Annotated in this window: 19 protein-coding genes; 7 read left to right on the top strand and 12 right to left on the bottom strand. The window is 66.3% G+C overall.

Going from position 1 to position 23,801, the window contains the following annotated elements; genetic code table 11:
• Positions 1 to 27 precede the first annotated feature (27 nt).
• Positions 28 to 1,077: a Holliday junction branch migration DNA helicase RuvB gene (gene ruvB, locus AC6IY7_RS01350; protein ID WP_497781187.1), complete on the top strand. Its 1,050-nt coding sequence runs from the start codon at positions 28 to 30 to the stop codon at positions 1,075 to 1,077.
• A 3-nt stretch (positions 1,078 to 1,080) separates the two neighbouring features.
• On the opposite strand, the gene AC6IY7_RS01355 is transcribed toward ruvB, so the two are convergent.
• A complete protein-coding gene (locus AC6IY7_RS01355) occupies positions 1,081 to 1,638 on the bottom strand; it encodes a DNA/RNA non-specific endonuclease (RefSeq protein WP_497781188.1) in 558 nt (185 codons plus the stop codon).
• 97 nt (positions 1,639 to 1,735) lie between these two features.
• Positions 1,736 to 2,431 carry a hypothetical protein gene (locus tag AC6IY7_RS01360; protein ID WP_497781189.1) on the bottom strand — a complete coding sequence of 232 codons (696 nt, stop codon included), beginning with the start codon at positions 2,429 to 2,431 and terminating at the stop codon, positions 1,736 to 1,738.
• Between the two features lie 220 nt (positions 2,432 to 2,651).
• Here AC6IY7_RS01360 and AC6IY7_RS01365 point away from each other — a divergent pair, with 220 nt between their 5' ends.
• Positions 2,652 to 3,614 (top strand): trypsin-like peptidase domain-containing protein, encoded by a 963-nt coding sequence (locus AC6IY7_RS01365; protein WP_497781190.1) that lies wholly within the window; start codon positions 2,652 to 2,654, stop codon positions 3,612 to 3,614.
• 122 nt (positions 3,615 to 3,736) lie between these two features.
• Here AC6IY7_RS01365 and AC6IY7_RS01370 read toward each other — a convergent pair whose 3' ends face one another.
• The 5 genes from AC6IY7_RS01370 to AC6IY7_RS01390 all read right to left on the bottom strand — a co-directional run bounded on the left by AC6IY7_RS01370 (position 3,737) and on the right by AC6IY7_RS01390 (position 12,605).
• The gene (locus tag AC6IY7_RS01370; protein ID WP_497781191.1) at positions 3,737 to 5,149 is read right to left on the bottom strand and encodes a TolC family outer membrane protein; all 1,413 of its coding nucleotides are present in this window, start codon (positions 5,147 to 5,149) and stop codon (positions 3,737 to 3,739) included.
• Positions 5,146 to 8,388 (bottom strand): efflux RND transporter permease subunit, encoded by a 3,243-nt coding sequence (locus AC6IY7_RS01375; RefSeq protein ID WP_497781193.1) that lies wholly within the window; start codon positions 8,386 to 8,388, stop codon positions 5,146 to 5,148. Before AC6IY7_RS01375 ends, AC6IY7_RS01370 begins: the two co-directional genes overlap by 4 nt.
• Before the next feature lie 51 nt (positions 8,389 to 8,439).
• Positions 8,440 to 9,753: an efflux RND transporter periplasmic adaptor subunit gene (locus tag AC6IY7_RS01380; RefSeq protein ID WP_497781194.1), complete on the bottom strand. Its 1,314-nt coding sequence runs from the start codon at positions 9,751 to 9,753 to the stop codon at positions 8,440 to 8,442.
• Between the two features lie 167 nt (positions 9,754 to 9,920).
• Positions 9,921 to 10,778, bottom strand: a complete 858-nt coding sequence (locus tag AC6IY7_RS01385) for an outer membrane protein (RefSeq protein WP_497781195.1) — start codon at positions 10,776 to 10,778, stop codon at positions 9,921 to 9,923.
• Between the two features lie 516 nt (positions 10,779 to 11,294).
• Positions 11,295 to 12,605 carry a replication-associated recombination protein A gene (locus AC6IY7_RS01390; RefSeq protein WP_497781196.1) on the bottom strand — a complete coding sequence of 437 codons (1,311 nt, stop codon included), beginning with the start codon at positions 12,603 to 12,605 and terminating at the stop codon, positions 11,295 to 11,297.
• Positions 12,606 to 12,833: 228 nt separating this feature from the next.
• On the opposite strand from AC6IY7_RS01390, the gene AC6IY7_RS01395 reads away from it, so the two are divergent.
• On the top strand, positions 12,834 to 13,712 hold the full coding sequence (locus AC6IY7_RS01395; RefSeq protein WP_497781197.1) for a division plane positioning ATPase MipZ: 879 nt from the start codon (positions 12,834 to 12,836) through the stop codon (positions 13,710 to 13,712).
• A gap of 63 nt (positions 13,713 to 13,775) precedes the next feature.
• On the opposite strand, the gene greA is transcribed toward AC6IY7_RS01395, so the two are convergent.
• Positions 13,776 to 14,243 carry a transcription elongation factor GreA gene (gene greA / locus AC6IY7_RS01400; RefSeq protein ID WP_497781198.1) on the bottom strand — a complete coding sequence of 156 codons (468 nt, stop codon included), beginning with the start codon at positions 14,241 to 14,243 and terminating at the stop codon, positions 13,776 to 13,778.
• 77 nt (positions 14,244 to 14,320) lie between these two features.
• Positions 14,321 to 15,307: an acrylyl-CoA reductase (NADPH) gene (gene acuI, locus AC6IY7_RS01405; protein WP_497781199.1), complete on the bottom strand. Its 987-nt coding sequence runs from the start codon at positions 15,305 to 15,307 to the stop codon at positions 14,321 to 14,323.
• Between the two features lie 188 nt (positions 15,308 to 15,495).
• Here acuI and AC6IY7_RS01410 point away from each other — a divergent pair, with 188 nt between their 5' ends.
• A complete protein-coding gene (locus AC6IY7_RS01410) occupies positions 15,496 to 15,999 on the top strand; it encodes a Spy/CpxP family protein refolding chaperone (RefSeq protein ID WP_497781200.1) in 504 nt (167 codons plus the stop codon).
• 79 nt (positions 16,000 to 16,078) lie between these two features.
• Here AC6IY7_RS01410 and AC6IY7_RS01415 read toward each other — a convergent pair whose 3' ends face one another.
• The gene (locus tag AC6IY7_RS01415; RefSeq protein WP_497781201.1) at positions 16,079 to 17,095 is read right to left on the bottom strand and encodes a polyprenyl synthetase family protein; all 1,017 of its coding nucleotides are present in this window, start codon (positions 17,093 to 17,095) and stop codon (positions 16,079 to 16,081) included.
• 130 nt (positions 17,096 to 17,225) lie between these two features.
• On the bottom strand, positions 17,226 to 17,516 hold the full coding sequence (locus AC6IY7_RS01420) for a YARHG domain-containing protein (protein WP_497781202.1): 291 nt from the start codon (positions 17,514 to 17,516) through the stop codon (positions 17,226 to 17,228).
• A gap of 170 nt (positions 17,517 to 17,686) precedes the next feature.
• Here AC6IY7_RS01420 and AC6IY7_RS01425 point away from each other — a divergent pair, with 170 nt between their 5' ends.
• The gene (locus tag AC6IY7_RS01425) at positions 17,687 to 18,475 is read left to right on the top strand and encodes a tRNA1(Val) (adenine(37)-N6)-methyltransferase (RefSeq protein WP_497781203.1); all 789 of its coding nucleotides are present in this window, start codon (positions 17,687 to 17,689) and stop codon (positions 18,473 to 18,475) included.
• A gap of 236 nt (positions 18,476 to 18,711) precedes the next feature.
• A complete protein-coding gene (locus AC6IY7_RS01430; RefSeq protein ID WP_497781204.1) occupies positions 18,712 to 21,234 on the top strand; it encodes a TonB-dependent receptor in 2,523 nt (840 codons plus the stop codon).
• Between the two features lie 10 nt (positions 21,235 to 21,244).
• Here AC6IY7_RS01430 and hemW read toward each other — a convergent pair whose 3' ends face one another.
• Positions 21,245 to 22,414, bottom strand: a complete 1,170-nt coding sequence (gene hemW, locus AC6IY7_RS01435) for a radical SAM family heme chaperone HemW (RefSeq protein WP_497781205.1) — start codon at positions 22,412 to 22,414, stop codon at positions 21,245 to 21,247.
• Between the two features lie 158 nt (positions 22,415 to 22,572).
• Between hemW and AC6IY7_RS01440 the strand changes: the two genes are divergently transcribed.
• Complete coding sequence (locus AC6IY7_RS01440) at positions 22,573 to 23,799, top strand: OmpA family protein (protein ID WP_497781206.1); 1,227 nt, start codon at positions 22,573 to 22,575, stop codon at positions 23,797 to 23,799.
• Positions 23,800 to 23,801: the final 2 nt, after the last annotated feature.

Below are 23,801 nucleotides of genomic sequence, written 5' to 3' on the forward strand. Positions count from 1 at the left end.
CATCCGACACAATTGGAGCCCGATTCTTTGACCACCCCTCCCCGCCGGCTGGTGACGCCCGAACAACGCGACGACGATCCGGACCTCTCGCTGCGTCCGCTCTCGCTCGGCGACTTCACCGGCCAGGAGGCGGCGCGCAAAAATCTCAAAATCTTCATCGAGGCGGCCAAGACGCGCGGCGAGGCGCTCGACCATGTGCTGTTCGTCGGCCCGCCCGGCCTCGGCAAGACGACGCTGGCGCAGATCGTCGCCCGCGAGCTCGGCGTGAACTTCCGCTCCACCTCCGGCCCGGTCATCGCCAAGGCCGGCGATCTCGCCGCCCAGCTCACCAATCTCGAGCCGCGCGACGTTCTCTTCATCGACGAGATTCACCGGCTCAATCCGGCGGTGGAGGAAATCCTCTATCCCGCCATGGAGGATTTCCAGCTCGATCTCATCATCGGCGAGGGCCCGGCGGCGCGCTCGGTGAAGATCGATCTCGCCAAATTCACCCTCGTCGGAGCGACGACGCGCGCCGGCCTGCTGACGACGCCGCTGCGCGACCGCTTCGGCATTCCGGTGCGGCTCAATTTCTATACGGCGCAAGAGCTGGAATCGATCGTGCGGCGCGGCGCGCGCGTGCTCGGCGTCGCTATGACCGAGGATGGCGCGCGCGAGATCGCGCGGCGCTCGCGCGGCACGCCGCGCATCGCCGGGCGGCTCCTGCGCCGCGTGCGCGATTTCGCCATCGTCGAGAACGCAGGACAAATCACGCGCGAACTCGCCGACCGCTCGCTCGCTCTGCTCGAGGTCGACAGCATCGGGCTCGATGTGATGGACCGCCGCTATCTGGAAATGGTGGCGGTCAATTTCGGCGGCGGCCCGGTGGGGATAGAGACGATCGCCGCCGCGCTCTCCGAGCCGCGCGACGCGATCGAGGACATTATCGAGCCCTTCCTGCTGCAACAGGGTTTTTTGCAGCGCACGCCGCGCGGCCGGCTGCTGACGCCGCACGCCTTCCGCCATTTGGGCCTCGCCGAGCCGGCGCAGCCGACGGCGCAATTCGGATTGTTCGGCGAAGACGAAGTGGACAGCTGACGCTCAATTGCCGTGCTGACGTATATCGGCTTTCTGTCCGGGGATCAGCAGACCCTGATCGACCCCCGTCGGCGTCTGGCCGGCTCCGCCGTCGCGCGCCGGCGCCGCGCCGCGATAGCTCCAATAGCTGAAGTAAAAGGAGCCCGGCGTCGCGACCGCGCGGCGCTCGAGCGGACGAAAAGCGCCGACATTCACATTGGCCGCCTGCGGCACGAGATTAATGTCCGTCGGACCGCCGAGCGTATGGGCGATCGCATGCCCCCGGTGATAGTGCGCGCCCGCGCTCAGAGGATGCCCGCGCATGCGCGTCGCGTCGCGCGCTCCGCCATGCCGTCCGCGGCTGACGCCCCAGGCGGCGATCAGTCGTTCAGCGGTGATGTCGAAGAGATAGGAGAATTCGGACGATGACGTCTCGACGATATTCGAAGCGTCGAAATCCTGCGCATAGTCGTCGAGCCAGACATCTATGAGATAAGGAACGACATCTTTGTCGAAACCGCCGCCCGGTCCGGTCGGATCGACGCCGGCCAGCAATTTATCGATCGATGGATAAACCGCCATAGAACTATCCTCGCAATAATGCGGCGATCATAGTTCGTCTCGCGCGACGCGCCAAGCCGTGTCTCGAGCGTCGAGTTTCTGCTTTCTCTCGAGCGCCTCACCGCTCCCGCACGGCCGCAGCGTCGAAATCCAGCAGCTCATTGGTGTAAGTCTCACGCACTTCCGAGATCGGCTTGCCGTCGCCGCCATGCACGATGGCGCGATGCTCGAACAGCGCATGCGGCGCATCGAGCTCTTCTCCCTTCGGCCGCTCTCTCATGAGCGTCTCGCGCGTCTTGCCTTCCCAGCCGGCGGGCAGGGGCGACCAGCGCATCTCCACCGAGAATGTGCGGCGGAACGGCCGCAGCGGCGCGATCACCTTGCCGAAAGGCGTGTCGCTCGTCTCCAGCGCGCGGTTCATCTCCGGCGTCAAGCGCGAGGGCACATACCAATTATCGGCTTCCGACAGCGTATGCGCGCCGCAGGCGAGCGCGACGCGGCGATATTTTACAGGCTCATCGGCGCCGATCTGCAATCGCTCGCGCTGCTCCGCGCTCGGCGGCGCGACGGCGCCGGCGGCGACATGGGCGACGATCTTCGGCTCCGCGGCCATATGATGATCGGCGCACCATTTCTCCAGCACCAAAGTCGCGCTGCGGCCGGCAAGCAGCTCCGCGTTCAGCGTCTCGACCAGCGCCAGCGCCTCGAGACGGCCGATGAAATCATCCGGCCAGGGCGCGCGCGCGCCTGCCGGCGCCGCGGCGGAGAGAAGGGCGAGCCCCGCGAAAGCCGTTCGCCTCATCATCCTTCGCATCGAAACGCTCCTCGCCTTCGTCGCCCGAGTGAATAATGCAAGACGGCGCGCCTGTCGCGCGCCATGAACGACGGCGATTTCGCGGCGGCCGCGTTCGGGCGTGGCGACTCTGTGACGGTTCGAAGGTATTCCGGCGAAGTCCGTGTTTTTGCTTACTGCCAAGCTTGTGAACCGCAACGGCCTCGCATAGTCCTAGTCTCGAACAAGACAAGAGGACGCGATGAAGAACGTCGAATATCGTCTTTTCGCGGCCGCCCTTTGCTTGGCGGCTGCGCCACTTACCACCTCCTCGGCGCAAGCCGGAGTCACTCAGCAGGCGAAGATCTCGGCCGCCGCGCGGCTCGAGCCGACGAAGGTTCTAGTGCTCGGCTCCGAGCGTCGCGCCAACGCCGAGCAATACGCCACGCATCAAAAGCTCGACGCCGGCTCGCTGAAACAGGCGCACGCCGCCTCCGGCCTCATTCAATGCGGCCGAGCGCATGGCGCCGGGCAGCTCACCCTCGCCAATAATGTCATCACCACTGCGGCGCATGTCTTCTTCGACGAGCGCGGCGCCAAGCGCGCGCGCAGCTGCCAATTCGTCACCGAGGTCGAGGGCAAGAAGCGCCGCATAGCGGTGGATATGTCGTCGATCGTCGCCGGCGCCTCCAAGCCCTATGCGGTCAAGGCGGTCAACGACTGGGCGGTGGCGCGGCTCTCGCAGCCGCTCGACGATGTGAAGCCCTATGATCTCGCCGATCAACTCGCCGTCGAGCAGACGGTGGAGTTCGTCTCGCGCGGCCATTCCGATTGGCGCGACGCGGAGACCATGTCCTTCGAGGCCTGCCGCCTGCGCGCGCAGACCAATCAGCTGAAGGGCGGCGCGCGCGAATTCGCATTCGACTGCGGCACCGGCGACGGCGCCTCCGGCGGCGCGGTTCTCACGGGCGATCAGCGCGCCAAGCTCGGCGCCATTCTGGTCGGCTGGCGCAGCAACGATCCCTCGCATATCGGCCCCTATTCCACGACGAATTACAATTTCGTCGTCTCGGTCGAAGGCGCCTTCCGCCAGGCGGTGCTGGCCGCCGCCGGCCATGAGGGCGCTCCCGCCACGGCGAACGCCGCGCCTGCCGGCGACAAGGCGGCCGAAGGCGACAAGGCCGCCGCGGAGAGCGATCAGCGTCGCTCCGCCGGCCGCGACTGACGGGAAAGGGATTTGCGAGCCTGAAGGCTCGCGGTCCAAAGTTCATGGCTTGGCCGCGCGCCGGACCGCGAGCCTTCCGGCTCGCATCCCGCGCCACGCATTCAAAACGCCCGGCGTCGCTCTCAGCGGCCGCCGGGCGTTTCGATTCCGCCCAATGAGTCCTTGACGGCCTCGAAATGCGCGGAAGCATCATAGGCGGCGACAGCGAGACCGAGCTGCTGCGCCGACAATCGGCCCATCGCCGCCAGCACGGCGTAAGAGGCGACGACGCGGTCGCGCTGCGCGACGACCTGCGCCAGACGTGCGCCGAGCAGCTCCTGCTGCGCGTTCAAAATCTCCAGCGTCGTGCGCTTGCCGGCCTTGGCCTCCTCGCGCACGCCGAGGAGCGCGCGCTCGGCGGCGGCGATCTGCGCGCTGGCGGCGGCGATCTGCGCTTTGGCGGCCTGCAGCCCTCCCCAATTGGCGCGGATCAGCGCCATCAGCTCGGCGCGCGCGGCGTCGACGTCGAATTTCTTCTGCCCCGCGGTCTCTTTGGCCTGGCGCAGCCGCGCCGAGGTCCCGCCGCCGGAATAGATCGGCACCGATAATTTGCCGAGCAATTGCGCGCCGAGGGCGCGATTGCCGCGACCGTCGATATCGGACTCCGTATACACCTTGCCGACCATGGAGACGCTCGGCAAAAAATCGCTCTCGATCACCCTTATGTCGAGATCGGCGGCCTCGGCGTCATGCTGCGCCGCGCGCACCACCGGATGCTCGGTGAGCGCGATGCGCTCAGCCGCCTCGCGCGATTTCGGCAGCAGGCGATCAATCGGCTCGGCCGGCGCGAGGCGCTTCGCCTCGGCGCCCATGATCTGCGCATAGCGCGCGAGGCTCGCGTCCAATTCCGCGCGCGCCGTCGCCGCTTGCGAGCGGCCGGCGGCGAGGCGGGCCTCGGCTTGCGCAATATCGGTCGGCGTGATCTCGCCGGCCGCATAGCGCTCCTTGGTCTGGCGCAATTGCTCCTCGAGCACGGCGACGTGATTTTGCTGCAGGCGCAGCGCCGCCGTGTCGCGCGAGACATTCATATAGACGGAGACCGCCTCGAACAGCACGCGCTGCTCGAGCAGACGCAGACGCTCGCGTCCCGCATGCACATTGGTCTGCGCGGAAAGCGCGGCGTTGCGCGTCCGAAACCCGTCGAACAAAGGCTGCTCGATGCTGAGCACGGCGGAGCGCGGCGGGCCGCCGCCGCGATTGTTCTGAATGCTCTCGACCGAGAGGGGCTCGAGATAATTGCCATTGTCGTATTCGAAAGATTTCTGCACCGAGCGCCGCCGCTCGACGCCGAGAAACGCGTCGGTCCGCACGCTCGGGCGGAATTGCGAGAGCGCGCGCGGCACATTCTCGTCATTGGCGCGCTGGCCGGCGCGCGCGGAATTGATCGTCGGATTGAGCTCATAGGCGCGCGCCAGCGCGCCGGCGAGCGTCTCGCCGGCGGCGGCGGCGGGCGCCAGCAGCGCGAGCCCCAATGCGAGGAACGAAACGCGTCTCATGCGTCGGCGCCCTGCGGCTCGACGACCACATCGTCCACAGGCGCAGGAACCGCCTCGTCGCGGCCGAACAGCGCATAGAGCGCCGGCAGCACGAAAAGCGTCAGAATGGTCGCGCTGACGAGGCCGCCGATGACGACTGTGGCGATGGGCTTTTGCACCTCCGCGCCGGTGCCGGTCGCAAAGGCCATGGGCAGGAAGCCGAGCGAGGCGACGAGCGCCGTCATCGCCACCGGACGCAGACGCGTCATCGCGCCTTCGACGATGGCCTCGCGCGGCGCGCGCCCCTGCTGCACCAGCTGTAGAATATAGCTGCGCATCACGAGGCCGTTGAGCACGGCGACGCCGGAGAGCGCGATGAAGCCGACGGCCGCGGAAACCGACATGGGCATGCCGCGCAGCCACAGCGCCGCGACGCCGCCCGACAGCGCCAGAGGCACGGCGCTGAACACGATGAGCGCGTCGCGCGCCGAGCCCAGCGCCGAATAGAGCAGCAGGAAGATGAGGAAGAAGCACAGTGGCACGACCACGACGAGCTTTTGTCGCGCGGCGGCGAGATTTTCGAACTGCCCGCCCCAGGAGAGCCAATCGCCTGCCGCGAGTGTGACTTTCGCCTTCACGCGCTCCTGCGCCTCGCCGACGACGGAGGCGATGTCGCGCCCGCGCACATTGGCGGTGACGACGACGCGACGCTTGCCATTCTCGCGCGAGATCTGGTTCGGCCCCTCATGGAAGGAGAAGGCGGCGACCTGCTTCAGCGGCACGGTGCGCATCTGCCCCGTATCATGCCCGCGCACGGAGACGGGGAGATTTTCGAGCGCGCGAATGTCTCGGCGCAATTCGTCCTTCAGCCGCACGATGATGGGAAAGCGCCGATCGCCCTCGAAGACGACGCCGGCGCGCTGGCCGCCCACCGCCGCGCCGATGACGTCCTGCACCTCGGCGACGCTGAGGCCGAGATGGGCGATCTCGGTCTTGTCGATCTTGATCTCGAGGAAGGGCAGGCCCGCGATCTGCTCGACCTTCACATCCTTGGCGCCGGAGACGCCGCGCAGCACGCCGGCGATCTGCTCGGCCTCCTTGAGCATGGGCTCGAAATCCTCGCCGAACACCTTCACCGCCACATCGCCGCGCACGCCGGCGAGCAGCTCGTTGAAGCGCAGCTGAATGGGCTGCGAGAATTCATAGAGATTGCCGGGGAGCTTGGAGACATTTGCGTCTATGCGGCGGATCAGCTCCTCCTTGGGGAGCTTGGGATCGGCCCATTCCTCGCGCGGCTTCAAGAAAATATAAGTGTCGGTGAGATTGGGCGGCATGGGATCGGTCGCCGCCTCCGCCGTGCCGGTCTTGGAGAAGACATAGGCGACCTCGTCCGCGCGATGGATGGCGTTCTCGACGTCATTCTGCATCGCCTGCGACTGGGTGAGCGAGGCGCTCGGAATGCGGCCCGCCTGCATGGCGAGATTCTTCTCGTCCAGCGTCGGGATGAACTCCTGACCGAGGCGCGAAACGAGCAGCAAGGCCAGCACAAAAGCGCCGGCGCCGATGGCGATGGGCTTGCGCGGATCGGCGATGGCGCCGTGGAGACGCGGCAGATAGGCGCGCTTCAACGCGGCGATGAATATGTTCTCGCTCTCCTCGACGCGGCCGGAGACGAGAATGGCGATCATCGCCGGAACGAAGGTGAGCGAGAGAATGAAGGCCGCGGCGAGCGCCAAAATCACCGTCATCGCCATGGGATGAAACATTTTGCCTTCGACGCCCGAGAAGGACAGCAAAGGCACATAGACGAGAATGATGATCGCCTGGCCATAGACGGTCGGGCGGATCATCTCGACCGCCGAGGCGATGACCGTCTGCAATCGCTCCTCGAGCGAGAGCGCGCGCGCGAGCGCATGGCGGCGCTCGAAGAGATGGCGCAGGCTGTTCTCGGCGACGATCACCGCGCCATCGGCGATGAGGCCGAAATCCAGCGCGCCCATGCTCATGAGATTGGCGCTGATGCGGCCATAGACCATGCCGGTGGCGAGCAGCAGCATGGTGACGGGAATCACCAGCGCGGTGATGAGCGCCGCGCGGAAATTGCCGAGCAGCAGAAACAGCACCAATATGACCAGCAGCGCGCCCTCCGCGAGATTGGAGGCGACCGTGCGGATCGTCGCGTCGACGAGCACGGTGCGGTCGAGGATCGTCTTCGCCTCTATCCCCGGCGGCAGCGAGGCGCGAATGGCGTCGAGCTTGGCGCCGACGGCGGCGGAGACCGAACGGCTATTGCCGCCGATCAGCATCAGCGCCGTGCCGATGACGACCTCCTCGCCATCCATGCTGGCGCTGCCGACGCGCATCTCGCGGCCGACGCCGACCTCGGCTATGTCCTTCACGCGCAAAGGCACGCCATTGCGCGTCGAGACGACGACGCGCTCTATGTCGTCGATCGTCTCCAGCCTTCCGCCGCTGCGCACCACATAGCCTTCGCCATTGCGCTCTATATAGCCGGCGCCGCGGCTCTGATTGTTGCGCTCGAGCGCCGTCGCCACATCGCCGAAGGAGAGGCCGAGCGAATAGAGCTTCATCGCATCCGGCCGGACGTCGAACTGCTTCACGAAGCCGCCGAGCGAATCGATGCTCGCTATATTGGGCACGGTTTTGAGCTGCGGCTTGACGATCCAATCCTGCACCGTGCGCAGATAGGCGGCGCGCTCGAGCTCGTTGTGCAAGAGCTGCCCGTCGGGCGTCAGATAGAAGCCGTCATTCTGCCAGCCCGGCTCGCCGTCCAGATATTTGCGGCCCGGCGTCTTCGGCGCATAGCGGATCGCCCACATATAGATTTCGCTGAGGCCCGTCGCGATCGGCCCCATGCGCGCCTCGACGCCGACCGGGAAATTCTCCTTGGCTTCCGCGAGCCGCTCATTCACCTGCTGGCGCGCGAAATAAATATCGAGCTTCTCGGCGAACACCGCCGTCACCTGCGAGAAGCCGTTGCGCGAGAGCGAGCGCGTATATTCGAGGCCGGGAATGCCGGCGATCGCGTTCTCGATCGGAAAGGTGATCTGCTTCTCGACCTCGGTCGGCGACAGCGCCGGCGCGATGGCGTTGATCTGCACCTGATTATTGGTGATGTCCGGCACGGCGTCGATCGGCAGGCGATCGAGCGACCAGGCGCCGATGAGGCAGGCGAGCAGAGTCAGCAGCGCGACGAGCCAACGCTGGCGAACCGAAAAGGCGATGCAACGCTCGATCATCTACTGTCACACATCCCCGTCGCGCGCCGCCGTCATCGACGAGGCGCGCGCTCAGTCCAAACCTTCGAGCCGCGATTTGCCGAGCTCCGCCTTCAAGACGAAAGCGTTGGTCGCGGCCACCTGCTCCCCCTCCTCGAGCCCGGAGACAATCTCGATCGCCTCATTGTCGCTCGCGCCCGTCTCCACCTTGCGCTTCACAAAGCCCTCCGGCGCGCGCACGAAGACGACCGTCTCGCCCTCGAAGGCGAGAAGGGCGGAGCGCGGCAGGCGCAGGCGCGCCGGCGTCTCCTCGAGCGCGACGCGCGCCGTCATCGCCGTGCCAGGCCGCAAGCCGAAATCCGCATTGGCGAAAGCGGCGACGGCGCGGCCGGAATGCGTCTCGTGATCGAGCATGGGGCCGATGAAAACGATGCGGCCCTCGGCCTCCTCCTCGCCGTCATGCGACAGGCGAACGCCCTGCCCCTCGCGCACGGAGGGAAGATCGGCGATGGCGACGGCGATCTCGGCGAAGACGGTGGACAGATCGGCGATGACATAGAGCTGCGCATCGCCGCCGACCGGCTGGCCGAGATCGGCGCGGCGCTCGATCACCTTGCCGGAGGACGGCGCGCGAATCTCCTTGCGGCGCAGCTCGCCGACCGGCTGGCTCGGAAGAGCGGCGATCTCCGTCTCGGAGAGATCGAGCGCGGCGAGCTTTTGACGCGCCAGCTCGACGCGGAGCTTGGCCTCCTCATAGGCGCCGCGCGCTTTGAGAAAGCTCTGCTCGGCGGAAATCTTCTTGTCGAACAGCCCCTTCTCGCGTTGGAACAAGGCCGTTTGCAGATCGAGCCCCACTCTGGCGGCGAGATAGTCGCTCTTGGCGTCGGCGACCTCGCGGCTCTCTATGATGGCGATCACCTCACCCTTCTCGACCGGATCGCCGAGCTTCTTGCGCAATTCGGCGACCACGCCGACGACCTTGGCGGCGACGCGGCCGATGCGGTCGGGGTCGACGGCGACGACGGCCGGCGCGACGACATCGCGCGTCAGCACGCCGGGCGCCGCCGCGACTGTGGCGATCTTGGCGGCGGCGATCTGTTCGGCGGTGAGCCTGACGAGCCCGTCCGCGCCTTTGGCGTCGGCGATCTCGGCGGCTTTCTCGCCGGCGCCGAACAGCGCCCGGATCGGCAGGGAGACTTGCGGGAAGAGCGAGCCGAGCATGACGCCCGCCAGCAGCGTCGCGCCCAAGCGCAGCGCGCGCGAGCGCGCCGAATTAGAATAGCTCCAAACGGAAGCGAAGCTCGGCCGTCGTTCCCCTGCATCGGTCGGAACGACGTCCGATACCGCCAGGCGGCGGAGGATATTGGCCAAGTCTCGCGCGCGCATTTCGAGACTTCTTTAACCCGTACGACCGGCCGCGTCCACGCCGGCGCGCCGGAAAAGCGGGCGCCGCGCCCAAGTCTCGAGCGCGCCGATCTCGAGCGCGCCGGCGCCCGAAAAACGAGAACGCCCGGCGACACGCGCCGGGCGCCTCTCTCCGAGCGGCGGAGACCTCAATATTTCGCGACGACCGGGGCGGACGCGGCGCCGAACAGGTTCAGGCGATAGTTCAGGCCGACGCGGACCGTATGGAACTGGGTCGGCGAGGCGTGGGAGGCGACGAAGGGAACGCCGACGCCGATGGCGGAGCTGGCGAAGGACTGATTCGTCGCGCCGAGGTCGGTGTAGAGATATTCGACCTTGACCGACCATCCCGGAAAGGCCGTGGGCGCCCACTCGACGCCGCCGCCGGCCGTCCAGCCCGTCGCGGTCTGGCTGAACGCCGAGCGGCCGAACTGGGACGAGCCGGCCGGCGGGATCGGGAAGTTCAGGACGCTGACGGACTTGTCGACCTCGCCGTAAGCAAAGCCGCCGGTGCCGTAGACCAGCACGTTCGGCACGGACGGCAGCGTGACGCCGACGCGGCCGCGGACCGTGCCCCACCAGTTGAGGCTGCTCGTCGAGGAAATCCCGGTGACGTCGCCGAGGAAGAAGCCCTTCACGAAGGCGCTGGAGCTCGAGTTGATGTCGGATCCCTGAAAGTCGGCCTCGAGACCGACCACGAGCCAGGGATTGACCTGATAATTATAGCCGATCTGGCCGCCGCCGGTGACGCCCTCGAGGTTCTGGCCGAGGCTCCAAACGGAGACGCTGGGAGTCGCGAGCGGCGAGAAGAGCGATCCAGTGGCGTTGCCCCCGGCGTTGAAGCCGTAGCCGATGTTCACGCCGGCGTAGAGGCCGGTCCAGCTGAAGGCGGGAGCGAGGGGAGCGACAAAGGCCGGCGCGCCCTTGGTCGACGGAAGGTCGGCGGCGAAAGCCGGAGTCGCGGCGAGAGCCAGCGCCAGCGCGCCGACAGTGGAAAATGTCTTCATGGATTTCCTCACTCGATCAATGCGGCCGTCGCGACCGGCGCCCCCCGACGCCGAATAGTCCGAGCAGCCGCTCGGTGTTGCCGATCCAGCGTGTACTACGCCTCGGCGCAAAGCTACGTCAACGCTCGACGCTCCGCCTGCTGGGCTCGAAAGCGTTTTTATTCACACTGTGACAAATGAGCGACAGTAAATACTCGCTTCTCGAAATTAGACGCTTGACTCGGCGAGAGAATTGCGGACGAAAAGCGAATCGGCAGCCGCCGCCATTGTCGTATTTATAATGTAAAATCAATAATATAATTCGAATTTCGATCGCCGCAGAGCCATTGGCGAGGGGCCCGTCGGCGGCCTCGCGACGAGGCGTCGCGGCGTCGAGCCAAGCAATCTGTCAAAGATGAGAGGCGAGGCGACAAGCATTCGTTGCGCAGACGGCATGTCGCAGCGACGATTCGACGCGCGAAACCGAATCTTCTTCAACGACTTGCGTGGATCGGAGTTGCGTCGCTCGCGCGCGCGTCAGGAGCTGCGCCGCTCGCGGCGCAGCCGCTCCCAATAGTCGAGCCGCTTGGCGATCTCGCGCTCGAATCCGCGTTCCGCCGGCCGGTAGAAGCTCTGCCGACCGAGCGCCTCGGGCCAGTAATCCTGGCCGGAGAAGGCGTCCGGCTCGTCGTGATCGTAGCGATAGCCCTCGCCATAGCCTTCGCTCTTCATCAATTTCGTCGGCGCGTTGAGGATGGTCTTGGGCGGCGTCGGCGAGCCGCCCTCCTCGGCGAGGCGGCGGGCGGCCTTATAGGCGACATAGGCGGCGTTGGATTTGGGCGCGGTCGCCACATAGAGAACCGCCTGCGCCAGCGCCAGCTCGCCCTCTGGACTGCCCAGAAAATCATAGGCGTCCTTGGCGGCGTTGGCGACGACCAGCGCCTGCGGATCGGCGAGACCTATGTCCTCGACCGCCATGCGGACGATTCTGCGCGCGAGAAACAGCGGGTCCTCGCCGGCGACCAGCATGCGCGCGAAATAATAGAGGGCGGCGTCCGGGTCCGAGCCGCGCACGCATTTGTGCAGCGCGCTGATGAGATTGTAATGGCCCTCCTGCGCCTTGTCGTAGATGGGCGCGCGCCGCTGCACCACCTCCGCCAGCCGGGCGCGGTCGAAGACCTCCCCCTCCCCGGCGGCGCGCCAGACATCCTCGGCGAGCGTCAGCGCCGCGCGGCCATCGCCATCGGCCATCGTCGCCAGAGCGCCGCGCGCATCCGCGTCGAGCGGCAGGGGTCGGCCCTCGCTCTGCTCGGCGCGCTGCAGCAGCTTCTCGATCGCCTCGGCGTCGAGCGATTTGAAGACCAGCACGCGGGCGCGCGACAAAAGCGCGGCGTTGAGCTCGAAGGAGGGATTTTCCGTCGTCGCGCCGATGAGCGTGACCGAGCCGTCCTCCATCACCGGCAGAAAGGAATCCTGCTGGCCGCGATTGAAGCGATGAATCTCGTCGACGAAGAGCAGCGTGCCCTGCCCCATGGCGCGCCGGGCGCGCGCCGCCTCGAATGTCTTCTTGAGATCGGCGACGCCGGTGAAGATCGCCGAGATTTGCACGAAGGCGAGTTCGGTCTCATGCGCCAGCAGACGCGCCACCGTCGTCTTGCCGGTGCCGGGCGGACCCCAGAAGATCAGCGAGCCGATGGAGCCGGAGCGGATCGCGCGCGTCAGCGCCCCGCCCGGACCGACGAGATGGTCCTGGCCGGCGACCTCCTCCAGCTTTTGCGGACGCAGTCGGTCGGCGAGCGGATGCGGCGCGTTGCGATCGAGCCCGGCGGCGGCGAACAAATCACTCATGGGGGATCATTATAGCCGATCGGCGTGGCGGGCGCGCCGACCCATGTTCCAGTAGTTCGTATTTTCCGAACCTTTACCTTTGCCGAGCCGATTTAACCGCCGGTTAACCATTGGGGGAGTATTACGATTCTGTAAAATTTTACCGACCCTCCCTGTTCTCTCGTGGCGTTCTTTCTGGTGGCGTCCCGGCGGCGTAGGAGCCTAACTTTCAAACACAGGTCGATCAGCATGCGCACTATCGCATTCGTCACGCAGAAGGGCGGCGCCGGAAAGAGCACGCTCGCAAGCAGCATCGCCGTGGCCGCCAGTTGCGCGGGCGAGCGTGTTTTCATTATCGATTTGGATCCGCTCCAATCATTGGTCAAATGGTCGAAGGCGCGCGAGGCGACGGATGTCCCGGTCGAGCACGTGCCTCCGGCCAAGCTCGGCAAGGCGCTCGCCGCGCTCGAGAAAAAGGGCGTCACGCTCGTCGTCATCGACGCGCCGGGCGCCGACAGCGAATATTCGGAAGCCGCCATTCGCGCGGCCGATCTCTGCATCATCCCGGCGCGTCCCAATGTCTTCGATTTGTGGGCCTGCGAGCTCACCCGCGCCAGCATCAAGGACAAGAAGAAGGATTACGCCTTTCTTCTCAACCAGTGCCCGCCCGCTCAGCAGAACGCCCGCGTCGACCAGGGCGCCCAGGCGCTGCAGTCGATCGGCGCGCTGCTGGCGCCGCTCGTCTCGGCCCGCGTCGACTATCAGGAGGCCGCCCGCCTCGGCCTCGGCGTCTGCGAGCTCAATCCGGAGGGCGTCGCCGCCGAGGAGATGCGCGAATTGTGGCAATCGGTGAAGCGCCGCCTCAAGAAGGGCGCGGCCCCGGCGCCGGCCGTCAAGGCGGAGCCGAAGGCGGAAGCCAAGGTCGAGGCCAAACCCGCGGCCAAGGTCGAGGCCAAGATCGAGGCCAAGCCTGCTGCCGGCAAGGTCGCCGGCAAGATCGCGCCCAAGGTCGCGTCCAAGCAAGAGCCGCAGCCCGCGCGCAAGCAGGCCGCCGCTCCTGCGCCCGCGCCCGCCGCGGAAAAACCCGCCAAGCCGCAGGCCAAGCCCGCGGTCCGCAAGGCGGCGTGAAAAATAAGACGAACCGCGCGGGTTTCACGCGCGGTTCCTCCCGACGCGGTCCTGCCGAGGGCGTCAGCCGATCTCGATGATCCTGGCGCTGTGATGGATCGCCTCGACGCCGTCGCCGACGCTCTTGCCGAGCAGCGCCTTGGCGAGCGGCGCGACATAGGGGATCAGCCCCTTGGCGGGATCGGCCTCGTCCTCGCCGACCAGACGAAAGCTCTGCTGCTTGCCCGCCTCGTCCTCTATGACGATGCGATGGCCGAAGCGCGCCTGCTCGTGATCGGCGATCGGCCGCACGATCTCCGCGCTCGCGCGGCGCGCCGTCCAATAGCGCAGATCGCGCGCCGCCCGCGCCACCGCGCGCTTGTCGTCCTTCGCCTGCGCCGCATCGAGCTCCACATGCAGGCGCGCGAGTTCCGCCTCGATCTGCGCGAAGCCTTCCGGCGTGACGAGATTGCGATGCGGGCTGATCGGACGATCGGGAAGCTCTTCGCGAAGCTCGTCGTCGTCCTGTTCTTTGGTGAAGGCGCTGCTCATGTCATCACGTCCTGTCCGACGCCTCGAGAATCGCCGATCTTTCGGACGTTCATTCGAACGCCCGAGGAGACCGCGCGTCAACCGATCTCGATCACCAGCCGGCCTCTGATCTTGCCGGCGACGATCGACCGCGCGCGCTCCAGCGCCTGCGCGAAAGGCGCCGTCTGCGTCATGCGCGCGAGAATCCCTTTGTCGAGATCGCGCGCCAGCCGTTCCCAGCCGGTGCGCCGCAGCGGCAGATTGGGCCGCACGCTCTCGACGCCGATGAGAGAGACGCCGCGCAGAATGAAGGGCGCCACCGTCGTCGGCAGCTCCATTCCCTGCGCATTGCCGCAGGCCGCGACGACGCCGTCGATCGCGGTCTGCGCCAGAACATTGGCGAGCGTCACCGAGCCCACCGTGTCGACGCCGCCAGCGAAACGCTGTTTCTGCAGCGGCTTGCCGGGAATGGAGAGCTCGGCGCGATCGACGATCTCCGCCGCGCCCAGATCTTTGAGATAGGCTTCCTCCTCCGGACGTCCAGTGGAGGCGACGACGCGCCAGCCGAGCGCCGCCAGCAGCGCCACCGCCACCGAGCCGACGCCGCCCGCCGCTCCCGTCACCACGACCGGCCCGCGCGAGGGCTCGAGGCCTCGGCCCTCCAGCGCCAGCACGCAGAGCATGGCGGTATAGCCGGCGCTGCCGATCGCCATCGCCTGCGCCGGCGTCAGCCCCTGCGGCAAATGGACCAGCCAGTCGCCGCTGACCCGCGCGCGCTGCGCGAAACCGCCGTAATGCTGCTCGCCGAGGCCGCAGCCGCCGGCGATCACCTGGTCCCCCGGCTGAAAATCCGGATGGCCGGAGCGCGTCACGCGGCCGGCGAAGTCGACGCCCGGAATCATCGGAAAGCGCCGCACCACCGGCGCCTTGCCGGTCACCGCGAGGCCGTCCTTGTAATTGACGGTGCTGTGCGTCACCTCGACGTCGACGTCGCCGTCCATCAGCTCGCTCTCGTCGAGCTCCGCATAGGCGGCGCGATAGCCCGCCTCGTCCTTGTCGATACGTATGGCGGTGAATGCGCTCACTCTTTCGGTCCCCTCATCTCGAAACGCGACGCGACGCGATGCGCGCCGCTATCCGGTCCAATACGTAAAAGCTTATGTAAACGAAAGGTTTCTGAAGCGGGACATTACCAAACATTAAGTTGCTTTTCGGCCCTCGAGAACGAATTGTCGGAGCGTCAAGTCCACCCATTCCCCCCAGGTGAACGCTCATGAAGAAACATCTCCTCGCCGCCGCCGCCGCTGTGGCTCTCACCCTCCCGCTCTCGGCCGGAGTCTTTGCGCAGCAGGCGCCGGCGGAGCATCATCATCCCCAATTCTCGGCGGAGGATCACGCCGCCTTCACCGACGCCAAGGTCGCCGCTCTGAAGGCCGGCCTCAAGCTCACCCCCGCCCAGGAGAAGAACTGGCCGGCGGTCGAGACCGCGCTGCGCGACATCGCCAAGGCGCGCGCCGCGCGCTTCGCCGAGGCCAAGGACAAAATCAAGGAAATCCACGAGCATCGCAGCGTGATCGAAGGCCTGCAGCTGCGCTCCAAGGCGCTCGCCGCGAAAGCTGTCGAGACGGAGAAGCTCGCCGAGGCGGCCAAGCCGCTGTTCGACAGCCTCGACGACGCGCAGAAGCGCCGCTTCGCCATTCTGCTCCATACGATCGCCAAGGGCCCGCATCACGAGCATGAATTCGGCGGTCCGCATGAAGGTCCGGAGCACGACTGACGCTTCGAAAGGCCCCTGACGCTTCAGAGGCCCCCGTCCTCACGCCCCGCCGGCTCGACGCCTGCGGGGCGTTTTCGCGTCAATAGGCGCGCTCGACGCAGAAGTCGACGACCTCGAGCAGCGCCGACTTCCACGGCGAGGCGGGGAATATCTCCAGCGCGTCACGCGCGATCGCGCCATAATGGCCCGCCCGCTCGACCGTGTCCTTGATCGCCTCGTGCTTCTTCATCAGCGCGCAGGCCGCCTCGACGTCGCCGTCGTGAATCTCGCCCTTCTCCAGCGTGCGACGCCAGAATTCGCGCTCCGTCTCGCTGCCGCGGCGGAAGGCGAGCACGACGGGCAGAGTGATCTTGCCCTCGCGGAAATCGTCGCCGACATTCTTGCCGAGCTTGGACGATTGTCCGCCATAGTCGAGCGCATCGTCGATGAGCTGGAAGGCGACGCCGAGATTCATGCCATAGCTGCGGCAGGCGGCCTCGTCCGCCTTGGAGCGGCCGGCGAGCATGGGCCCGACCTCGGCCGCAGCGGCGAACAGCTCCGCCGTCTTGGAGCGGATGACCGCCATATAGGCGTCTTCGGTCGTCTGCGTGTCCTTGGCGGCGTTGAGCTGGAGAATCTCGCCCTCGGCGATGACGGCGGCCGCTGTCGAGACGACGGAGAGGCAGGAGAGCACGCCGGGCTCCACCATCATCTTGAAGGCGTGGCCGAGCAGAAAATCGCCGACCAGAACGCAGGTCTCATTGCCCCAGAGCATGCGCGCCGCGATCTTGCCGCGGCGCATGTCGCTCTCGTCCACCACATCGTCATGCAGCAGAGTGGCGGTGTGCATGAACTCGATGCCGGCGGCGAATTTGATGTGGCCGTCGCCCTGATAGCCGCACATTCCGGCGGTGGCGAGCACGAGCATCGGGCGAAGGCGCTTGCCGCCCGCAGAGATGAGATGGTTGGCGACCTCGGGGATCGTCGTCACATCCGAGCCCGTGCGCTGCAGGATCAGCTGGTTGACGCGCTGCAGGTCGGGGCCGATCAACGAAAGGAGAGTATCGAGGCTGGCGGACTTCTTTTCCTTTTCTTCCAGCGGAATGACGATGCCCACGTAGACCCCTTTGGCTTGTCTTGGAATGCTGGGGCGAACTTAAGGCTTCGGAGCGCGCGCGGCAAGCCAGGGGAGCGCGCCTCCCGGCGAGCCCTCCCCTGGCCAATCCGACGCTGTTCTGCGTGAGAATTCAGCACCCGTTCCGGCGCTCCAAGGACTGGAGCTGCCGAACCCGTCGGGCTTCGGCGCCGCTCAGCTGGCCATAGGGCGGAAAGCAGCCCCCGCCGAAAACCGAGCGCCCGCGCGTGGTCTGGAAGCAATGCCCGGCGCGCGCATAGATGGCGTTGCGTTCTCGCCAGAGCTGGTCGCAGGAGAAAGCGCCCGATTGCGCGAGCGCGGGCGCCGGCGCGCCGATTTCGGCAAAGGCCGACAAGATCGCCCCTGCGGCGAGAATACGGATCATGGCGTTCATCGATTTCATCGCATCTCCTCCTCGACGACGACGCGACCGAGCTCGCATCGCCCGATTCGTTCAGGCCGTTTCCAAAAGAGCGGAAGCTGATTGCTCGATGCGAGAGCTTGCTCGAGACGAGAACTTGCTCGATGCGAGAAGCTGTGACATTTTTTCAGTGCGATGAACGTTTCCCGCGAATGAACGTTCCCCCGAACACAAAGGAGAAACGGTCGGAGGCCGCCGCCTTTCTCGGCGCACGCTTGCGTCTGCGCCAAATGCCGCGCGGCCATCGGGCCGGAACCGACGCCGTCCTTCTCGCGGCGGCGGCGCCGGCGCAGACGCGCGGGCTCATTCTCGACATTGGCGCGGGAACCGGAGCCGTCGGCCTCGCCGCAGCGCTGCGCGCGCCCGCCGCCACCCTCGGCCTCGTCGAGATCGACCCGGAGTCTTGCGCGCTGGCGCGCGAGAATATCGCGGACAACGCGCTCGCGGCGCGCATCCGCGTCCACGAGGCCGATCTCCTCTCGATCGCGGCGCGTCGGGCTGGCGGGCTCGAGAATGAGAGCGCCGAGGTCCTTCTCACCAATCCGCCCTATCTCACGCCGGGCCGCACGCGCGTCTCGCCGGATCCGCGTCGCGCCCTCGCTCATATGAGCGCGGCGGGGCTCGAGCCCTGGCTGCGCGCCTGCCTCGCTTTGCTGCGCTCGGGCGGGCTCTTCGTCATGATCCATCGCGCCGACGCGTTGCAGGAGTGTCTCGCTGGCCTCGGCGCGCGGCTCGGCGCGCTGAGCCTGTTGCCGATCGCTCCGCGCGAGGGGGACGCGGCGACGCGCATTCTGCTGCGCGGCGTCAAAGGCTCCAAGGCGCCGCTGTCGCTGCTCCCGCCGCTCGTGCTGCACGCGGCGGACGGCGCCTTCACGCCGCGCGCGGAGGCGCTCCATCGCGGCGAAGGCGAATTGCCCTGGCCGCCGATCCTCTTCCCCTGACCCGATCACGCGCGAAGTCGGTCCGAGATCGGAGGGGCGGAGAGATATTTCGTCGCATCCGACAGCGGGCGGGAAGGCTTTTCCGGCGAACACGCGATTTCGCGTAAGTATATACCACAGCTAGATTTGTGATTGCGCAGCCTTTGCAGTTAGGTGATTATTCTTAGGTAAATTGTTGACATCGCACCAATGTCACAGATTTTAATACATAAAACTAGTAGGAAAGAGGCGCGTTCATGACTCTCCCCCACGCCGGGTCTGCCCGATCTCTCGAGACTTCGAAATTCGTCCTCGCGCTCGTTCTCGCCCTTTCCGCCTCGAAGGAGGCGCGCACCGAGGAGAATGCGCAAATCCAGGACGTGAGAGTCGGCGCCGAGGTCAATGACGCCGGCCTCACCCGTCAGGAGGAGAAGGTTCTCGTCAAGACGCCGCGCGCAGCCGATCTCGTCAGCGGCCAGAAAGCGCAGGTCGAGCATTTGGAGCGGCTGTCGGATTTCTCGCAGCTCGTTCCCAATTATCGTCCCAATATCAGCAATCCGCAGACCTCGCGGCCGGCCATCCGCGGCGTCGGCCAGGGCGCGGGCACTGGCAATGGCTCGGAGAACGACACCGGCTTCATCATCGACAATGTGTTCTGGAAGGCGGTCGGCTTCCAATGGGCGGATTTCGTCGAGATCGAGAATTTCGAGCTCGGCCTCGGACCGCAAGGCACGGCCGGCGGCAAGAACACCACCGTCGGCAATATCATCGTGCGCACGCAATTGCCGTCCTTCGAGCGCAAGGCGACGTTCGAGACCTCCTTCGGCAATCACACGCATCTCATCGAGAAGCTGAATGTGACCGGGCCGATCATCGACGATACGCTCGCCTATCGCGTCACCTTCTTCTACGACAAGGACAATGGCTTCGTGAAAGACCAGGTCACGGGCGCCGGCATTTCCGACTCGAACCGCTGGGGCGCGCGCGGACAATTATATTACGTCGGCGACAATGTGACGGACCGGCTCATTTTCAGCTATGCGCGCTCGGCGGAATACAACAACAACAACAACGGCCCCTTCTCCGATTCCTTGCAGATTTTCGCCAATGGCACGGTCGCTGCGAGCTATGCGTCGACCGTGTTCAAGCGCCTCGGCCGCCCGATCCTCTCCTTCGACGTCTACAAGCCCTATTACACGCATCTCGGCACGCTGAGCTCGCGCGCGATCACCGCCTCCAATGAATTGAATTGGCAGATCGGCGAGAACACATTCACCTCGATCTCCGCCTGGGGCGAGTTCCGCCTGCTGCCCTACAATAATACGGGCAATCAGGAGATCGACATCAGCGACAGCCACACCAATCAATGGACCGATCAATTTCTGCAGGAGTTTCGCCTCGCCTCGCCCAAGGATCAGCCGCTCGAATGGAGCGTCGGACTCTTCGGCCTCTATGAGAAGGTCTTCAACTACAGCGAAACAGAATATGGCTCGGACGCCGCGCAATGGTTCGGCGCGCCGACGACGAGCAAGGGGCTGCTCTGGGGCGTCGATTATCATACGGACGGCAAGGCGCTGACGATCAACGGCGCCGCCTATGGACAGGCCACCTATCACGTCGACGAGCAGCTCGCGCTGACCTTGGGTCTGCGCAATGGCTATGAGGTGAAGGAGGGCTCGAACTTCGGCTGGATACAGCCCGGCTATCTCAGCGGCAATTTCACCTTGCAGCAATTGGCCAACGCCGTGCGCGGGGCGAGCTCGACACAGCAATTCTTCGACACCGGCGGAACGTCGAAAGGCGCAAATCTGCTGACTGGAATCTTCAATCCGTCCTATCGCTACAACGACAATATATTGGTCTATGGGCTCGTCGGACGCGGCGAGAAGGCCGCCGCCGTCAATTTCGCCGTTCCGATCTACGACTCGACCAACGCCTTCAAGGGATTTCAGCCGATCCTCACCAAGCGCGAAGTCTCCTGGGACTATGAGATCGGCGCCAAGACCAATTGGCTCGACGGCAAGCTCATCGCCAATATCAATCTCTACTGGAACGATCTCTATAATTTCCAGGCCAATCAGACCGACACAAATTATGTCGACTCGACCGGCGCGCCCATCCGCTCGACCTATCTCGGCTCAGTCCCCCATGTGCGGCTGAAAGGCGTCGAATTCAACGGGCGCTGGAATCCGATCGAGCGCTTGTGGATCAACGCCTCCGGCGCCTTCACCGAGGCGCGCTATGTCGATTATCCCAACGCCGCGCCGCCGGCCGATTGGATCTGGACCACCAATATCAACGGCGTGAGGCCGCCGCTCACCCTCTCGCGCTCCGACACGCGCTGGGAAAATCTGCCGATCTGGGCCTTCAACATCGGCGCGAATTACGAGCATCCGCTCGGCGCCGCATTCGCCGAATGGGGCGAATGGGCCGAGTGGACCAAGCAGCCGGTCACTGTTTTCGGCTATGTCAATGCAAGCTGGTCGGACAAGACTCTCTTCACCAGCCCGGTCGCGACCAACACTTATTGGCAAGCGCCCTTCACACTGCTCAACGCAGGCTTCGGACTGCGCAGCGACGACGAGCGCTGGAGCATTTCCTTCTGGGTGAAGAACCTGCTGGATCGCCGCGAGGTCACCAACGCCACGACCTCCACCAACACCAACGCCGCCAACAATAATAACGGCTGGTCGCCCGGCTCCGCGACGACGCCGGCGACTGTCGCCTTCACCAATCAGCCGCGCAGCTTCGGCGGCAGCCTGCTGGTGAAGCTGTATTGAAGCAGAGGCCTCAGGCCGCGAGATCGGCCACCACCGCGTCGAGCACGGGAAAGCCCTCCGAGCTCACGCGAATGCGATTGTCGCGCGTCAGCTCGACGAGCCCGTCGCCGATGAGCTCGGCGACGCGCGACTGCGACAGCTTCTTGCCGGTGAGCGCGAAGAAACGCGTCGGGTCGATGCCCTCGCGCAGACGCAAGCCCATCAGCAGAAACTCGTCGCCCTCCTGCTCGGCGGAGAGCAATTCATCCTCGATGAGGCCATGGCCCTCCGTCTCGACGCAGGTGAGCCACATCTCGGGATGCTTCTCGGTGGCCTGGGCGCGCCGGCCGCGCGGCGTGATCAGCCGCCCATGCGCGCCGGGGCCGACGCCGGCATATTCGCCATAGCGCCAGTAGACGAGATTGTGCCGGCACTCGGCGCCCGGCCGCGCATGATTGGAGACCTCATAGGCCGGCAGCCCCGCTCGCGCCGTGACCTCCTGCGTGACGTCCCACAGCGCGCGCTGCGTGTCGACGTCGGGCAGCTCGAGCTTGCCGGCGTCGACCATGCGCTCGAACATCGTCTCCGGCTCTATGGTGAGCTGATAGAGCGAGACATGCTCGGTCCCGCGCGCCAGCGCCAGCTCCAGCTCCTTGCGCCAGGCCGCCGGCGTCTGCTGCGGCCGCGCATAGATGAGATCGAAGGAGGTGCGCTCGAAAATCTTATTGGCGATATCGAGCGCCGCGAGCGCCTCCGCCACCGAATGCTGTCGGCCGAGCGCGCGCAATTCTATGTCGTTGAGCGCCTGCACGCCGAGCGAGGCGCGATTGACGCCGGCCGCCTTGAAGCTGCGGAAGCGCGAGGCCTCGACGCTGGTCGGATTGGCCTCCAGCGTGATCTCGACATCGGGCGCCATCGGCCAATGATCGGCGATCGCCCGCAGGATCGCCTCAAGCGTGGAGGGAAGCATCAGCGAGGGCGTGCCACCGCCGAAGAACACCGAACGCACCTCGCGTCCCGGCGCCAGCGCGGCGCGATGGGCGATCTCCGCGCGAAAGGCGTCGACAAAGCGATCTTCATCGACCTCGCCCTTGCGGACGTGGCTGTTGAAGTCGCAATAAGGGCACTTCGACAGGCAGAACGGCCAGTGCACATAGACGCCGAAGCCCGGGTCGAACGCGTTTCGAATCGTCGCAGCCATGGGGCTTTATGCCACGGCCGGCCGAGAAGGTCACGCTGCGGAAACGCCGTCTCGAGCTTCGCCGCCGCCATGGTTTCTCATCGCCGCATTGAAAGCCGACGAAACGGCGTTAATTGCCGCTTCGCGGGGTCGTGTCCCGCTCGAGATCATCGCCGGACATGACCTATTTTCTCAGCTTTTACGGCCTGTGGCTCGCCATCGCCTTTCTCGTCGGCGCGCTTTCGGGCTTCGGCGGCCTGCGCCGGGCGGGCGACGACCCCGCCCTGCTGCGCGAGGGAGATTTCTTTCTCGCGCTGGCGCTGTGTCTCGCCATAATTCTCGCCAAGGCCGCGCTCGGCCGCTTCGCGCTCTATCTCGAGGGCGTTTTCGCGCTCTATGCGGCCTTTCTGGCCGGCGTCGGCGCGGTCGTCCTGTGGGCCGGGCCGGTCTCGCGCGACCGCGCCGACGCATGGCGGATCGGCGCCGGCGCCGTCGCGCTCATCGCCATCATCGCCAATAGCGAGGCGGCGCGCAGCCTCGAGGACGCGCTCGAGCATCGTCTCGGCTCGCTGGTGCAGCGCGAGGGCGGCGACCCGCTGAATTTCGAGGTGAGCGGCCGCGACGTCTTTCTGCCGGCCGACGCTCCCGGCCACAGGGCGCTGGCCGAGCGGCTCGCCAGCGCCTCGGGCGTGCGCATCGTCTGGCGCGTCGATTCTCTGTCGCCGCCGGCCGCCGCCCAGCGCGAGGAGGCGCTGGCCGCCGCCTCCGCCGAGCAGGCCGCCCATCGCGCCGCCGAATCCGCCTGGATGCAGCGCGAGCAGGAGCGCGTGGCCGCCCTCGCCGCGCGGCCCCGCGCCGAGGCGCCGCCGCCCGCCGTGAAAAAGGGCCGCAAGGAGAAGATCGCCGAAGGCCGCTCGGCCGAACGCCCGCCGCTCGCCGCCGCGGAGCCGCCGCCTGCGGCTCTGGTCTGGCACATCCCCGAGGACCCGACCCTGCCCGCGCCGGAAGGGCCGGGCCCGCCGCCTCCCGCCGCCGAGGCGGAGGCGTCGCCCTGCCACGCCGCGCTCGCCGCTCTCGCGGCCTCGGAAAAAATCCGCTTTTCGGCAAAGAGCGTGGCGCTCGGCGCGGGCGCGGAGAAATTCCTCGCCCGCCTCGCCGGACCGCTGAAGCAATGCCCCGACGCGACGCTCGACATCCGCGGCCATGCGGATGCGCAGGGCTCGCCCGACGACAAGCGCGCATTGTCGCAGCGCCGCGCCCGCGCGGTCTTCGAGCATCTGCGCCGCATCGGCGTCCCGCGCGAGAAGCTGACCAGCGCCGGCCTCGGCGACGAGCAGCCGCTCGTCGCGGGCGACGATCCCGCCAGCCGGGCGGAGAATAGGCGGGTGGAATTGCTGGTGCGGTGACG

Source organism: Methylosinus sp. is20ea (assembly GCF_059718135.1).

Excerpts from the sequence above, each read along its gene's own strand:
- AC6IY7_RS01360 (WP_497781189.1), bottom strand. The coding sequence starts at position 2,431 with ATGCGAAGGATGATGAGGCGAACGGCTTTCGCGGGGCTCGCCCTTCTC.
- AC6IY7_RS01440 (WP_497781206.1), top strand. The coding sequence starts at position 22,573 with ATGACCTATTTTCTCAGCTTTTACGGCCTGTGGCTCGCCATCGCCTTT.
- AC6IY7_RS01370 (WP_497781191.1), bottom strand. The coding sequence starts at position 5,149 with ATGAGACGCGTTTCGTTCCTCGCATTGGGGCTCGCGCTGCTGGCGCCC.
- AC6IY7_RS01380 (WP_497781194.1), bottom strand. The coding sequence starts at position 9,753 with ATGCGCGCGCGAGACTTGGCCAATATCCTCCGCCGCCTGGCGGTATCG.
- AC6IY7_RS01395 (WP_497781197.1), top strand. The coding sequence starts at position 12,834 with ATGCGCACTATCGCATTCGTCACGCAGAAGGGCGGCGCCGGAAAGAGC.
- AC6IY7_RS01385 (WP_497781195.1), bottom strand. The coding sequence starts at position 10,778 with ATGAAGACATTTTCCACTGTCGGCGCGCTGGCGCTGGCTCTCGCCGCG.
- AC6IY7_RS01420 (WP_497781202.1), bottom strand. The coding sequence starts at position 17,516 with ATGAAATCGATGAACGCCATGATCCGTATTCTCGCCGCAGGGGCGATC.
- greA (WP_497781198.1), bottom strand. The coding sequence starts at position 14,243 with ATGAGCAGCGCCTTCACCAAAGAACAGGACGACGACGAGCTTCGCGAA.
- AC6IY7_RS01365 (WP_497781190.1), top strand. The coding sequence starts at position 2,652 with ATGAAGAACGTCGAATATCGTCTTTTCGCGGCCGCCCTTTGCTTGGCG.
- AC6IY7_RS01390 (WP_497781196.1), bottom strand. The coding sequence starts at position 12,605 with ATGAGTGATTTGTTCGCCGCCGCCGGGCTCGATCGCAACGCGCCGCAT.
- AC6IY7_RS01430 (WP_497781204.1), top strand. The coding sequence starts at position 18,712 with ATGACTCTCCCCCACGCCGGGTCTGCCCGATCTCTCGAGACTTCGAAA.
- hemW (WP_497781205.1), bottom strand. The coding sequence starts at position 22,414 with ATGGCTGCGACGATTCGAAACGCGTTCGACCCGGGCTTCGGCGTCTAT.
- AC6IY7_RS01355 (WP_497781188.1), bottom strand. The coding sequence starts at position 1,638 with ATGGCGGTTTATCCATCGATCGATAAATTGCTGGCCGGCGTCGATCCG.
- AC6IY7_RS01410 (WP_497781200.1), top strand. The coding sequence starts at position 15,496 with ATGAAGAAACATCTCCTCGCCGCCGCCGCCGCTGTGGCTCTCACCCTC.
- AC6IY7_RS01425 (WP_497781203.1), top strand. The coding sequence starts at position 17,687 with ATGAACGTTCCCCCGAACACAAAGGAGAAACGGTCGGAGGCCGCCGCC.
- AC6IY7_RS01375 (WP_497781193.1), bottom strand. The coding sequence starts at position 8,388 with ATGATCGAGCGTTGCATCGCCTTTTCGGTTCGCCAGCGTTGGCTCGTC.